This window comes from Collinsella sp. AM20-15AC, from assembly GCF_003471405.1.
GTDB lineage: Bacteria > Actinomycetota > Coriobacteriia > Coriobacteriales > Coriobacteriaceae > Collinsella.
This window is the reverse complement of the sequence record NZ_QRJA01000002.1, coordinates 74,125-86,801: the sequence shown is the minus strand read 5'-3', so window position 1 is coordinate 86,801 and position 12,677 is coordinate 74,125. Positions and strand designations below refer to the sequence as shown.

At 61.5% G+C, this 12,677-nt stretch carries 13 protein-coding genes; all 13 read left to right on the top strand.

The features are described from left to right. The first annotated feature begins 122 nt into the window (after positions 1 to 122). The 13 genes from DW233_RS01280 (at position 123) to DW233_RS01220 (ending at position 12,522) form a co-directional block, all read left to right on the top strand. Positions 123 to 1,082, top strand: a complete 960-nt coding sequence (locus tag DW233_RS01280) for a beta-ketoacyl-ACP synthase III (RefSeq protein ID WP_117563769.1) — start codon at positions 123 to 125, stop codon at positions 1,080 to 1,082. Positions 1,083 to 1,134: 52 nt separating this feature from the next. Continuing rightward, entirely contained in the window at positions 1,135 to 1,371 is a 237-nt protein-coding gene (locus tag DW233_RS01275; RefSeq protein ID WP_006235019.1) for an acyl carrier protein, read from the top strand. A gap of 2 nt (positions 1,372 to 1,373) precedes the next feature. Next, complete coding sequence (fabK, locus tag DW233_RS01270; RefSeq protein ID WP_118266302.1) at positions 1,374 to 2,318, top strand: enoyl-[acyl-carrier-protein] reductase FabK; 945 nt, start codon at positions 1,374 to 1,376, stop codon at positions 2,316 to 2,318. Next, complete coding sequence (locus DW233_RS01265) at positions 2,306 to 3,232, top strand: ACP S-malonyltransferase (protein ID WP_118266301.1); 927 nt, start codon at positions 2,306 to 2,308, stop codon at positions 3,230 to 3,232. The genes fabK and DW233_RS01265 overlap by 13 nt, the downstream gene beginning before the upstream one ends. 30 nt (positions 3,233 to 3,262) lie before the next feature. Further along, positions 3,263 to 4,036 carry a 3-oxoacyl-[acyl-carrier-protein] reductase gene (gene fabG / locus DW233_RS01260; RefSeq protein WP_118266299.1) on the top strand — a complete coding sequence of 258 codons (774 nt, stop codon included), beginning with the start codon at positions 3,263 to 3,265 and terminating at the stop codon, positions 4,034 to 4,036. 39 nt (positions 4,037 to 4,075) lie between these two features. After that, the gene (fabF, locus tag DW233_RS01255; RefSeq protein ID WP_117629228.1) at positions 4,076 to 5,323 is read left to right on the top strand and encodes a beta-ketoacyl-ACP synthase II; all 1,248 of its coding nucleotides are present in this window, start codon (positions 4,076 to 4,078) and stop codon (positions 5,321 to 5,323) included. 3 nt (positions 5,324 to 5,326) lie between these two features. Continuing rightward, positions 5,327 to 5,800 (top strand): acetyl-CoA carboxylase biotin carboxyl carrier protein, encoded by a 474-nt coding sequence (accB, locus tag DW233_RS01250; RefSeq protein ID WP_118266298.1) that lies wholly within the window; start codon positions 5,327 to 5,329, stop codon positions 5,798 to 5,800. Positions 5,801 to 5,809: 9 nt separating this feature from the next. Further along, positions 5,810 to 6,232: a 3-hydroxyacyl-ACP dehydratase FabZ gene (fabZ, locus tag DW233_RS01245; RefSeq protein ID WP_099432064.1), complete on the top strand. Its 423-nt coding sequence runs from the start codon at positions 5,810 to 5,812 to the stop codon at positions 6,230 to 6,232. Between the two features lie 10 nt (positions 6,233 to 6,242). After that, positions 6,243 to 7,586 (top strand): acetyl/propionyl/methylcrotonyl-CoA carboxylase subunit alpha, encoded by a 1,344-nt coding sequence (locus tag DW233_RS01240; protein ID WP_117647602.1) that lies wholly within the window; start codon positions 6,243 to 6,245, stop codon positions 7,584 to 7,586. Further along, positions 7,579 to 9,297, top strand: a complete 1,719-nt coding sequence (accD, locus tag DW233_RS01235; protein WP_233547895.1) for an acetyl-CoA carboxylase, carboxyltransferase subunit beta — start codon at positions 7,579 to 7,581, stop codon at positions 9,295 to 9,297. Before DW233_RS01240 ends, accD begins: the two co-directional genes overlap by 8 nt. Before the next feature lie 40 nt (positions 9,298 to 9,337). Beyond that, positions 9,338 to 10,552, top strand: a complete 1,215-nt coding sequence (locus DW233_RS01230; protein WP_147357109.1) for a PTS fructose transporter subunit IIB — start codon at positions 9,338 to 9,340, stop codon at positions 10,550 to 10,552. 149 nt (positions 10,553 to 10,701) lie between these two features. Then, positions 10,702 to 11,856 carry a cation diffusion facilitator family transporter gene (locus tag DW233_RS01225; protein ID WP_118266292.1) on the top strand — a complete coding sequence of 385 codons (1,155 nt, stop codon included), beginning with the start codon at positions 10,702 to 10,704 and terminating at the stop codon, positions 11,854 to 11,856. 39 nt (positions 11,857 to 11,895) lie between these two features. Then, positions 11,896 to 12,522: a histidine phosphatase family protein gene (locus tag DW233_RS01220; protein ID WP_118266290.1), complete on the top strand. Its 627-nt coding sequence runs from the start codon at positions 11,896 to 11,898 to the stop codon at positions 12,520 to 12,522. The last annotated feature ends 155 nt before the right edge of the window (positions 12,523 to 12,677 follow it).

Below are 12,677 nucleotides of genomic sequence, written 5' to 3'. Positions count from 1 at the left end.
AGACACAATGTGAAGCCTTTGTCGCATTTGGACAATTTAATGTTAACACGTTAACAACGACTGAAATGCGCTATCCTCTCTTGGTCGATGTAAACACGTCAACAACTCAAAGGAGGTTAGTGATGGGTTTCACGATTCTTGGAACAGGCTCGGCGCTTCCTAAGCGCAGTGTTTCCAATGACGAGCTGTCCGAGTTCCTCGATACCTCGGATGAGTGGATTTTTACCCGCACAGGTATTAAGAGTCGCCACGTCTGCACCACCGAGTCACTTGACGACCTTGCCGTAGCGGCGAGCGAGCGGGCACTTCAGGTGTCCGGAATCGACGCGAGCCAGTTGGATCTGATCGTCTGCTCGACGACGACGGGTGACCACCTTGTTCCCGCCGAGGCGTGTGCCGTTGCTGAGCGACTGGGCGCGACGTGCCCTGCCTTCGATGTCTCGGCTGCCTGCGCCGGCTTCGTATTTGCGCTCGATGTTGCCGAGGGCTATATCGCCCGAGGACGAGCCAAGCATGTGCTTGTCGTTGCCGCCGAGCAGATGACGCGCGCGCTCGACTGGACCGACCGCGCCACCTGTGTGCTCTTTGGCGATGGGGCAGGCGCCGCGGTGATTGAGGCTGGGGGAGACAGCCCCCTTGCCGTTGAGCTTTCGACGGCGCCCGACGTCGAGACGTTGTGCGTTCCCGGTCTGGTCGGCACCTCGCCGTTTAAGGCCTCCGCAGATAGCGAGAGCGTGCTGTCCATGAATGGCCGCCGCGTGTTCAAGTTCGGCGTCAACGCGATTTGCGACACGGTCCATAAGCTTGCGAGCGATGCGGGCATTTCGGTCGAGGACATCGACCATTTTGTATTCCATCAGGCTAACGAACGAATCCTGAGTCAGGCGGTCAAGCGCCTCGGTGTGCCAGACAAGCGCGTGGTTCGAACGCTGCGCGAGACCGGCAACATTTCGAGCGCATGCATTCCGCTTGCCCTCGACCGGCTGGCAAACGCCGGTGCACTTCACACGGGCGACACCATCACCCTCGTTGGATTTGGCGCCGGTCTGGATATAGGTGGCTATCTACTTCGTTGGAAGTAGTCGCACATAGGAAATAAAAACGCCCCTAGGGCACAAACAAAGGAGAACTACCATGGCAGATCAGAAGACCTTCGAGCGCGTTTGCGATGTTATCCGCGAGACCGCCGGTCTTGACGACGTCGAGATGAAGCCCGAGTCCACGCTCGAGGAGATTGGTCTCGACAGTCTGGGCACCGTCGAGATCCTCGTCGCCGTTGAGGACGAGTTTGGCATCCAGCTCGATACCGAGGAGAACCCCAAGACGGTCGGCGAGTTCGCCGATACGGTCGAGGCGGCATTGGAGAAGTAGAGATGCTCAAGACTCCTCTCTGCGATCTGCTCGGCATCGAAAAGCCCGTGTTCCAGGGCGGTATGGCCTGGATCGCCGACGCCTCGCTGGCGTCCGCAGTGTCCGAGGCGGGCGGCTTAGGGATTATCGCGGCCATGAACGCCGACGCCAACTGGCTGCGCGACAAGATTCATGAGCTGCGCGCCAGGACGGATAAGCCCTTTGGCGTCAACGTCATGCTCATGAGCCCGTTTGCCGACGAGGTCGCGCGGGTCGTGATTGACGAGCGGGTGCCGGTCGTCGTGACGGGTGCCGGCAATCCCACCAAGTACATGAAGGCGTGGAACGAGGCGGGCATCAAGGTCATCCCGGTCGTTGCCTCGGTGGCGCTTGCGCGCCTCGTGGCGCGTCGTGGAGCCACTGCCGTGGTTGCCGAGGGTACCGAATCAGGCGGCCATATTGGCGAGACCTCGACGATGGCACTGGTGCCGCAGGTTGTCGATGCGGTCGATATTCCCGTGGTTGCGGCTGGCGGTATCGCTGATGGCCGCGGCGTGGCGGCCGCCTTTATGCTGGGCGCCGCCGGCGTGCAGGTGGGTACGCGCTTTCTGATCGCAGATGAGTGCACCGTATCGGAGCAGTACAAGGAGATGGTCCTGAAGGCCAACGACACCTCGACGCGTGCGACCGGCCGCTCGACGGGACACCCGGTGCGTGCCCTCAAGAGCCCCTTCACCAACGCCTACGCCAAGAGCGAGGCGGCGGGCGTAAGCGTCGAGGAGCTCGGGGCCATGGGCACGGGCGCCCTTCGCAAGGCCGCCAAGGACGGCAATTACGAAGAGGGCTCGTTTTTGTGTGGACAGATTGCCGGCATGGTCAACGAGCGCCAAAGTGCACGTGAAATCGTTGACGACCTGGTCGATGGCGCCGAGCACGTCCTGAAGGGTGCGTGCGCATGGGTGGCGTAGCGTTTCTGTTTGCCGGCCAGGGCGCCCAGCACCCCGCGATGGGCGTCGACCTGATCGAGGCATCGCCGGCCGCCGCCGAGGTGTTCGCCATTGCCGACGAGGTGCGCCCGGGGACCAGTGAGCAGTGCCGAAGCGCCTCCAAGGAGGAACTCTCGCAGACCGAGAACACGCAGCCGTGCGTGTTCGTTCACGATCTGGCAGCGGCTGCCGCCCTGCGTGAGCGCGGCGTGGTGCCTGCCGCCTGTGCGGGTTTTTCGCTTGGCGAGGTCGCCGCGCTCACCTTTGCGGGGGCGTTCGATACGCGAGCGGGCTTTGAGCTCGTGTGCGAGCGCGCGGCGCTGATGGCCGCGGCTGCCGAGCGCCATCCGGGCGGCATGCGCGCCGTCATCAAGCTCGATGCGGCGCAAGTCGAGAACCTGGCAAAACAGGCCGGCGAGGACTGCTGGCCGGTCAACTACAACAGTCCGCAGCAGACGGTTGTTGCCGGAGCGCCCGAGGCGCTGCAGGAGCTCGACGTCCTAGTAAAAGAGGCTGGCGGCCGCGCTATGAAAGTCGCGGTGTCGGGCGCATTTCATAGCCCCTATATGGCCGAGGCGACTGAGGGGCTGGCGACGTATATCCAAGCCGGCCACGCGCCGTCACCGCTGCTGATTCCGGTCATGGCAAACATGACGGCGGCGCCCTATCCGGCGGACCCGCGAGCGGCATCGGATGTCTTGGCCAATCAGGTGAGTCATGCCGTTCGTTGGGTCGACACGCTGCATGCTCTGCAGAATCAGGGCATCGACACGTTTATTGAGGTCGGCCCTGGCAAAACGCTGTCGGGCCTGGTCAAGCGTACGCTGAGCGACGTTCGCGTGTATTCGTGCGAAACGGCCGAGCAGGTCGCAGCTATTGCCGACGAGCTCGCATAGTCCACAGGGCTGTAACCCGAAAGGAATGACATGGGCAACTTGAACAACGGCGCGCTCGAGCGCAACGACTCACGTCGCGTGGCACTGGTCACGGGCGGCTCGCGGGGTATCGGCCGCGCCTGCGCTGTCGGTCTGGCGGAGGACGGCTTTGATATCGCCGTCGTCTATGCCGGCAGCGTCGATGCGGCGCGCAAGACGTGCGAAGCCTGTGAGGCGGTTGGCGCCACGGCACGCGCATATCAATGCGACGTGACCGATCCCGCTGCCGTCAACGCGTGCGTGGAAGCGGTCCTCAACGACTTTGGTTCCATTTGGGCGCTCGTCAACAACGCCGGCATCACCCGCGATGGCCTGCTCATACGCATGGGCGATGACGCATTCGATCGCGTGCTCGATGTCAATCTCAAGGGAACATTCAATATGACGCGCGCGCTCACCAAGACCTTTATGCGCCAGCGCGGCGGTTGCGTCGTCAACATGAGCTCGGTCGTGGGCCTGATGGGCAATGCCGGGCAAGCCAACTACGCTGCTTCCAAGGCAGGCGTGATAGGGCTTACCAAGGCGGTGGCGCGCGAGCTTGCGCCTCGTGGCGTACGAGCGAACGCGGTCGCCCCCGGGTTTGTCGAGACAGATATGACGGCAAAGCTCTCGGAGAAGGTGCGTACGGCAACCGAGGAACAGATTCCCCTTAAGCGCATGGCACGTCCCGAGGAAGTGGCCGGCGTGGTGCGCTTTTTAGCGAGCGATGCGGCTGCTTACATTACGGGCGAGGTCGTGCGCGTCGACGGCGGAATGGCGATGTAGAAACCAGGGCCGAAGAACGGCTTGGATGAGGAGACCATGATGGAACAGAGAGTTGCAATCACCGGCATCGGTGCCGTATCGCCGCTCGGCAACACCGCGCTTGCCACCTGGGCGGCCATGTGCGCCGGGACCTGTGGCATCGGCCCGATCACGCACTTCGATACCGATGCGTTTACCGTCAAGGTGGCGGCCGAAGTCAAGGGCTTTGACGGCAACGAGTACTTTGGCAAGCGTGACGCCAAGCATCTGGACCCCTGCGTTCAGTTTGCGATGGCGGCTTCGGACGAGGCAATGCACGATGCGGGCTTTGATGTCGAAGGCGCCATCGATCGTGAGCGCCTGGGCGTCTACGTGGGCTCGGGCGTGGGCGGCATGACGACGCTCGTCGACAACGTCCACACGATCGCCGATCGTGGACCTCGCCGCGCATCGCCCTATATGATTGCGATGATGATCCCCAACATGGCTTCGGGCAATATCGCGATCCGCCACAAGGCAAAGGGACCGACCCTGCCAGTCGTGACTGCTTGCGCGACCTCGGCCCATGCGGTGGGCGAGGCGTTCCGCGCCATCAAGCACGGCTATGCCGACGCGATCCTCGCGGGCGGCGCCGAGGCGGCCATTATCCCCGATGCCGTTGCAGGCTTTACGTCCTGCCGCGCATTGACCACCAACCCCGATCCTGCGACGGCTTGCCGCCCGTTCGATGCAGACCGCGACGGCTTTGTGATGGGCGAGGGCGCTTGCGTGCTGGTACTCGAGAGCATGGAACATGCGCAGGCGCGCGGTGCGCACATTTATGCCGAGGTCGTGGGCTACGGCAACACCGATGATGCTTATCACATCACGAGTCCCGATCCCGAGGCTGCCGGCATTGCCCGCGCGATATCGCTGGCGGTGGCCGAGGGCGACGTCAAGCCTTCCGAGGGCCTCTACATCAATGCCCACGGCACCTCGACCAAGCTTAATGATTCGTCCGAGACGGCGGGCATTAAGCGAGCGCTCGGCGAGGACGCGGCGCGCGCCGCACATGTCTCGTCGACCAAGTCGATGACGGGGCACATGATCGGTGCCACGGGGGCCATTGAGGTCATGGCCTGCGCCATGGCACTCGAGCAGGGCGTGGTGCCGCCGACCATTAACTACCACACGCCCGATTCCGCCTGCGATCTTGATTACACGCCCAATCGCGCGGTTCGCGCCGACCTTACCTGGGCGCTTTCGACCAACCTAGGCTTTGGCGGGCACAACGCCGCCATCGCGCTGCGTAGATATACGAGGAGCTAGAGCATGGATTCCAAAAGACTTGCCGAGATAGCCGATGTGATGGAGGACCGCGGCCTCACGCGCGTACGCGTTGAGGAGCCCGATGGCACCGCGGTCGAACTCGAGCGCGCGAGTGTGGCGCAGCCGGTTGCCGTGCCCATGCCTATGCCGGGTGCCGTGGCCGCTCAAGTTGCAGCTCCCACAGTCGCGCCTGCCGCACCGGAACCCGCCACGCAGACACCTGCCGCCGCGCCGGAGCCCAAGGGCACCGAGGTGACTGCTCCCATGGTGGGCGTCTTCTATGCTGCCCCTGCGCCGGGCGACGAGCCATTTGTGCGCGTGGGCTCCAAGGTCAAGGCCGGCGAGACCCTCTGCATCATCGAGGCCATGAAGGTTCTCAACGAGGTGACGGCCGAGGCAGACGGTGAGGTGCTCGAGATCTGCGTGGCCGACGGCGACCTCGTGGAGTTTGGCAGCTGCCTCATGAGGATCGGATAGGTGATATCCATGAACAAAGAAGAGCTCAAGAAGCTGTTACCGCATCGCGAGCCGATGCTTTTGCTCGACGAAGCCGAGCTGGTGGGCGACGAGGCCCACGGCAAGATCACGATTACAGGCGACGAGTACTTTTTGCAGGGACATTTTCCGGGAAACCCGGTCGTTCCCGGCGTGATTCAGTGCGAGATGCTCGCCCAGAACTGCTGCGTGCTGCTGATGGGCGATGAGGAGGCGCGCGGCGCGACGCCGTTCTACACGAGTCTGGACAAGGTGCGCTTTAAGCGTCCGGTGCGCCCGGGCGACACGGTGGATCTAGTGTGCTCCATCACGCGTGCGCGCGGGCCGTTCCGCTTTGCGACGGGTACTGCGAGCGTCAACGGTGAGGTTTGCTGCCGCGCCGATATGTCTTTTGCACTCATGCACGAAAGTTAAGGAAGGCTCCATGTTCGACAAAGTGCTCATCGCCAACCGCGGCGAAGTCGCGGTCCGTGTTATCCGCGCGTGCCGCGATATGGGCATCAAGACCGTCGCCGTTTATTCCACGGCCGATGCGGACGCGCTACACGTGCAGCTTGCCGACGAGGCGTATTGCATCGGCGGCCCGCGTCTTGCCGAGAGCTACCTCAACGACGATGCCGTGCTCACCTGTGCCGTAAAGTCGGGAGCTAAGGCAATTCATCCCGGCTATGGCTTCTTTTCCGAGAAGGCGAGCTTCGTGCGCGACTGCGACAAGTTCGGTCTGGCGTTTGTCGGTCCTTCGGCCGAGGTGATCGACAGCATGGGCGACAAGGACGCCGCACGCCGAACGGCCGCTGCTGCGGGCGTGCCCATCGTGCCGGGCTGCGATTTGCTCAAAAGCCCCGAGGAAGCAACGGCCGAGGCCGAGCGCATCGGCTGCCCCGTGCTTATTAAGGCGCGCGCGGGCGGCGGCGGTCGCGGTATTCGCAAGGTCGAGCGCGTGGAAGATGCGGCAAAGGCGTTCATCGAGGCGCGTGCCGAGGGTGAGGCCGTTTTTGGCGACGGCGAGTGCTACATGGAGAAGTTCGTTGCGCCGGCGCATCACGTTGAGGTACAGATTATGGCCGATAAGCAGGGCCATGTGTTTTCGCTCGGCGAGCGCGAGTGCTCGGTGCAGCGCCGCAACCAAAAGCTGATCGAGGAGAGCCCCGCGCCGTGCCTCGACGGACGCGATGATATTCGCGCGCGCATGCACAAGGCCGCGCGCGACCTGGCTCGTGCCGTTGGCTATGAGGGCGCTGGCACCATCGAGTTTTTGTACTCAGATGACGGCAATTTCTACTTTATGGAAATGAACACGCGCTTGCAGGTGGAGCATCCGGTTACGGAGTTTGTGACCGATACCGACCTGGTTAAGTGGCAGCTGCGCGTGGCTGCCGGCCAGCCTCTGCCCTTTGAGCAGGAGGACGTACCGGTCCGCAACCACGCCATGGAGTGCCGCATCAATGCCGAAACGCCGGACTTTCTACCGTCATGTGGAACGGTCACCGCGTTGCGTGTGCCGGGTGGTCCGCGCGTGCGCTGGGATTCCGCCATGTTTACCGGAGCGAAAGTTCCGCCGTACTACGACTCCATGCTCGGCAAGCTCATCGTGTGCGCGCCCACGCGTGACGGTGCCATTCGCAAGATGCGCTCGGCCCTGGGCGAGCTCGTGATTGAGGGCGTGAGCGAAAATAGCGAGCTTCAGCTCGACGTGCTGGCAAACGACGAGTTTTTGTCGGGCATGTATCACACCGATCTGATGGGGCATCTCTATGCTGATGAATAGGAAAGCGAAGACGGTCAACGTCCTCGAGGGGCCGATGACCGAGTCATGCGCCGAGTTTCCCGCGCGCCACGTGTTTATCAAGTGCCCGGAGTGCCGCCGTGTGATCGATGAGGCGCGCCTGCACGACAACCTCGAGGTCTGCCCTCGTTGCGGCAAACACTTTCGCGTGAGCGGTCGCGCGCGCATGCGCATGACGGTCGACGCGGGTACCTTTGAGGAATGGGATGCCAATCTGGCGTCGAAGGACTTCCTCTCGTTTCCCGGTTATGCCGACAAGCTTAAGAGCGTGAGCGAGCGTTCGGGCGAGCGCGATGCCGTTGTGTGCGGCAGGGGCAAAATCTGCGGCTGCGATACCGCGCTCTTCTTTATGGATGCCAACTTTATGATGGGCTCAATGGGCTCCGTGGTGGGCGAGAAGATCTGTCGTGTCTTTGAGCGCGCGGCCGAGTTGGGGCTGCCGGTCGTTGGCTTTACCGTATCGGGCGGCGCCCGCATGCAGGAGGGCGTGACCTCGCTCATGCAGATGGCCAAGATTTCTGCGGCGGTTAGGCGCCACAGCGAGGCGGGCGGCCTGTATATCACGGTGCTCACCGATCCCACGACCGGAGGTGTAACCGCGAGCTTTGCCATGGAGGGCGACATTATCCTGGCCGAGCCCGATGCCCTGACGGCATTTGCCGGCCCGCGCGTGATCGAGCAGAACATGCACAAGCGTCTGCCTAAGGGATTCCAGCGTTCCGAGTTTTTGCTGGAGCACGGCTTTTGCGATGCCGTTGTTCCGCGTGGTGAGATTGCGCTCACGGTAGGCGAGCTGCTGGCGCTGCACGAAGGGCACGCGCCCGGCCTGGGGGCACCGCATGAGATCGTGCATACGGGTCGTCGCGACAAAAAGCTGGGACACTTGTTTAAGCGCTCGGCCGCACCAAAAAGCGCGCTCGAAATCGTCAAACAGACTCGCTCGGCGAACCGCGCCACGGCAGGCGAGATGATCTCGTTGGGTCTCGACGGATTCGTAGAGCTGCACGGCGACCGTTACTTTGGTGACGACGCCGCCGTGGTGGGTGGCATTGGCTGGAAAGACGGACGTCCCGTGACGGTTATCGCTATCGAGCGCGGCACCACGACCAAAGAGCGCATGCGCCGCAACTTTGGTATGGCACATCCCGAGGGCTACCGCAAAGCGCGTCGCCTTATGCGCCAGGCCGAAAAGTTTGGTCGACCGGTTCTGTGCCTGGTCGATACTTCGGGCGCGTTTTGCGGCATCGGTGCCGAGGAGCGCGGCCAGGGCGAGGCGATTGCCCAGAATCTCATGGAGATGAGCGGCCTTAAGACGCCGATTGTCTCGGTTGTGACAGGCGAGGGTGGCTCTGGTGGCGCGCTGGCGCTGTCCGTGGCCGACCGCATCCTGATGCTCTCGAGCTCGGCCTATTCGGTCGTGAGCCCCGAGGCCTGTGCGTCGATCCTGTGGAAGGAAACCGAGCGCGCGAATGAGGCCGCCGAGGCGCTTAAGCTCACGGCCCCCGATCTGTTGGCGCTCGGCATTATCGATGGCATTGTTGACGATAGGGGCCTGTCGCATGAGGAGATCGCCGGTGCCGTCATGTCCTCGGCATTTGATGCCTTCGATACGCTTGGGCAGCTCGACGACGCGACCCTCACAAACCTCCGCTACGAAAAGTACCGCGCAATCGGTCAGTACCGCACGATGTGACAAAGGGACAGCCCGCATGTCACATTGGGAAAGGCGTTCCATGTCACAAGTTTCTAACACCTCGTTTACAACGACGGTTTCATCAAACGCCATGGCCGTGGTGGACTATCTGTCCAAAAGCATGATGTCGGCGTTGCCGTTTATTGTCTGCGCGGCGCTGTTCCGCACCGTGGCCGTCATTATGGGCGAAGGCATGCTTGGTCTATGGCCTGCTGATTCCGAAATCTATCGCCTGTTTTACAGCTGGCTGTATAACGCTGGCTATTACTTTTTGCCCATCTATCTTGGTTGGGCCGCTGCCCGCCAGCTCGGTTGCTCGGAGCAGCTGGGCATGATGCTGGGCGGCGTATTGATTGTGCCCGATCTGCTTAAGCTCGTTGATGCCGCATCGACGACGGGGGCATCGATGACTTTCGTGTATGGTCTACTTCCCGCGCCGGTCAACGATTACACGACGACTGTTATTCTGGTTCTCATCTCGGTGCCCGTGCTATGGCAGGTGGAGCGTTTCTTTAAGCGCACTATCCCTCAGGCTGTGGCGTTTTCTTTTGTACCGTTTGCAACCATGCTTGTCATGGTTCCGGTGTCGCTGTGTGTTACGGCGCCGGCAGGCAGCTATCTGGGCATGCTGTTGGGACAGCTTATGTTTATGCTTGGCAATTCCGGTGGCATCGTGTCGCTGCTCACGCTCATGGGGCTTGCCGCGGGCTGGGAGTTTCTTAAGATCGCGGGTGTCAGCAACGTTGTCCTATCGCTCGCCTATGCGCAGTTTATGAGTGTGGGAACGGATTCGTGCATCCTGATCGCCGCGACGATGGCAACGTTCGCCGTTTGGGGTATGCCCTTTGGCGCGTCGCTCCGCGTTGCGGATAAGGACGAGAAGGCGCTCATGCTGGGCTATTCAATCTCGGGTGTTCTTGGCGGCGTAAGCGAGCCGGCGCTGTACGGTTGCGGCTTTAAATATGGCAGGTGCCTGACGTGCATGGCCATTGGCGGTGCCGTCGGAGGCCTTGTTGCGGCCGTGGGCCACGTTACGGCCTATACCATTGGCATGACGAATGTCCTCATGGTCATTGGCTTTGCCACGGGCGGCATCTCGAACCTGCTGTGGTGCTGTGTTGCCGGCGGTGTGGCATTTGCGGTGTCTGCGGCGCTGAGCTACTGCTTTGGCGTGGTGCCGGCGAAGGGGCAGACGACGGGGGACGGAGCTGATTCACCCGAAACCTCGAAGAGCGTGGCCGAAGCAAGCGCATAAACCTGTGCGACAAAGGGCGATTTCTTTGTCATGTTCCAAGGTCGTGGCCCGTGTGGGTTGCGGCCTTTTTGTATCTGTGGGGCAAAGTGGCTACACTACAATCCGTTTGAGCAATAGATATATAGGTAGTACCGTGGGGGCGGATATAGATGGTTGAGTGGATTGTTCGTCGTGCGCAGGGCGACCGTGCGCGCGTGGGCACGTTGACGGGCGTGGTGTGTATTCTCGCCAATGTGGCACTATGTGCTGCGAAGGGCGTAATTGGCATGCTGTCGGGATCGGTTTCGATCGTGGCGGACGCTATGAACAACCTGTCCGATGCCAGCTCGAATATCGTGAGCGTGCTGGGCTTTAGGCTGGCGAGCAAGCCGGCCGACCCCGAGCATCCTTACGGACATGGCCGCTACGAGTATCTCTCGGGTCTGGTCGTGGCGGCACTCGTACTGCTTATTGGCATCGAACTGGTGAAGTCCTCGGTGGAGCGTATCGTCAACCCGGAGCCTGTCGAGTTCTCGCTTGCCCTGGTGGCAGTCTTGGCGCTTTCGATGGTTGTAAAGCTCTGGATGGCGGCCCTCAACCAAAAGCTCGGCGATCGCATTGAGTCCGAGACGCTGCATGCGACCGCGCAGGATTCCAAGAACGATGTTCTTGCTACGGGCGCCGTGTTAGCGTGCGCAATTGTTTCGCAGTTGACGCACATCAATCTTGACGCATGGGTCGGCCTTGCCGTTGGCGCCTATATTGGCTGGAGTGGTTTTGAGCTTATCCAAGATACGGTGAGCCCGCTTTTGGGCCAGGCGCCCGATCCCAGGCTGGTCAAGCACATTCGAGACAAGATCATGAGCTATCCCGGCGTTTTGGGCGTCCACGACCTTATGGTTCACGATTATGGTCCGGGCAGGAAGTTTGCAAGTGCGCACGCCGAGATGGCGGCCGAGACCAGCCCGCTGGAAAGTCACGACACACTCGATAACATCGAGCAGTCGTTTAGGGATGAGGACGGCATGATCGTCACGCTCCATTACGACCCCATCGTGACCGACGATCCAAAGGTGGCGAGCATGCGTCTGCGCATCAACGCTATGGCTCAAGAGATTGATAGCCGCCTCTCGATCCACGACCTACGCTGTGTTCCGGGCCCCACGCATACCAACGTGATCTTTGACTGCGTACGTCCCTCGGATTTGGCGATGAGCGCCGAGGACCTGAAGCGCGCGCTGGCGAAACGGGTCGAATCGGAATATCCCAAGTCGGTCGCCAAGATCACGATCGACGAAGACTACGTAGGCCATACCCACGAGTAGGGCTGTGCCAGCAAAGCAAGTTATACAGAAGGGGAGAGCATGAAGCGTCTATATCTACTCCGCCACGGTCAGACAGAATTCAACGTTAAAAAGCTCGTCCAGGGCCGCTGCGATTCTCCGTTGACCGATCTGGGCCGCAAGCAAGCGGGAATGGCAGCCGCATGGCTCAAAGCCCACGGCGTCGTCCCCGACAAAGTGGTCTCTTCGCCCTTAGGCCGAGCCATGGACACGGCTCAGCTCGTCGCTACCGGACTCCTTGGCCCGGACGCAGCAGTCGAGCCCTGCGAAGGCATCATCGAGCGCAGCTACGGCACCTTCGAAGAAGGCCCCCACGACGCGCTACCCACCGACGTCTGGGACCCCGGCGAGGACTTGGTCCCCTTCGGAGGAGAAGGAAGCCGCGCGCTGCAAGAGCGCATGGTAGGCACCCTCACCAATCTCATGGGCTCTGAGGGCATCGAAACCCTTCTAGCAGTAAGCCACGGCAGCGCCAGCCGCCAATTCATCAAGGCTGCAGCCCCAGAGGGCTTCGAGCTCCCAGCAAAACTCCCCAACTGCGCCATTATGATTTTCGATTTTGATGAGGCGGAGCCACAAGTAGAGGGCGAGCCAATGCAATGCAAGTTCACCCTCCAGCAAATAGTGGACCCCCAACAAAGTCATTAGCCTGAGCGAGCAGAGTTAAGCAGACATCAACGTGTCGTCTCCCGAGCACGGCGGAGGGCCGGAGAAATATATTAAGGTCATCGCGAGTTCCGCACGCAAAGGAGAGCACTTAATGTGCTCTCCGTCTTGCGCAGGACTGTAGAGCAGGGACCTTA

What these genes read in the sequence shown, in the direction of transcription:
- DW233_RS01225 (WP_118266292.1), top strand. Translation starts at nt 10,702, where the DNA reads ATGGTTGAGTGGATTGTTCGTCGTGCGCAGGGCGACCGTGCGCGCGTG.
- DW233_RS01280 (WP_117563769.1), top strand. Translation starts at nt 123, where the DNA reads ATGGGTTTCACGATTCTTGGAACAGGCTCGGCGCTTCCTAAGCGCAGT.
- DW233_RS01220 (WP_118266290.1), top strand. Translation starts at nt 11,896, where the DNA reads ATGAAGCGTCTATATCTACTCCGCCACGGTCAGACAGAATTCAACGTT.
- fabF (WP_117629228.1), top strand. Translation starts at nt 4,076, where the DNA reads ATGGAACAGAGAGTTGCAATCACCGGCATCGGTGCCGTATCGCCGCTC.
- DW233_RS01265 (WP_118266301.1), top strand. Translation starts at nt 2,306, where the DNA reads ATGGGTGGCGTAGCGTTTCTGTTTGCCGGCCAGGGCGCCCAGCACCCC.
- accD (WP_233547895.1), top strand. Translation starts at nt 7,579, where the DNA reads ATGAATAGGAAAGCGAAGACGGTCAACGTCCTCGAGGGGCCGATGACC.
- fabG (WP_118266299.1), top strand. Translation starts at nt 3,263, where the DNA reads ATGGGCAACTTGAACAACGGCGCGCTCGAGCGCAACGACTCACGTCGC.
- fabK (WP_118266302.1), top strand. Translation starts at nt 1,374, where the DNA reads ATGCTCAAGACTCCTCTCTGCGATCTGCTCGGCATCGAAAAGCCCGTG.
- DW233_RS01230 (WP_147357109.1), top strand. Translation starts at nt 9,338, where the DNA reads ATGTCACAAGTTTCTAACACCTCGTTTACAACGACGGTTTCATCAAAC.
- DW233_RS01240 (WP_117647602.1), top strand. Translation starts at nt 6,243, where the DNA reads ATGTTCGACAAAGTGCTCATCGCCAACCGCGGCGAAGTCGCGGTCCGT.
- DW233_RS01275 (WP_006235019.1), top strand. Translation starts at nt 1,135, where the DNA reads ATGGCAGATCAGAAGACCTTCGAGCGCGTTTGCGATGTTATCCGCGAG.
- fabZ (WP_099432064.1), top strand. Translation starts at nt 5,810, where the DNA reads ATGAACAAAGAAGAGCTCAAGAAGCTGTTACCGCATCGCGAGCCGATG.
- accB (WP_118266298.1), top strand. Translation starts at nt 5,327, where the DNA reads ATGGATTCCAAAAGACTTGCCGAGATAGCCGATGTGATGGAGGACCGC.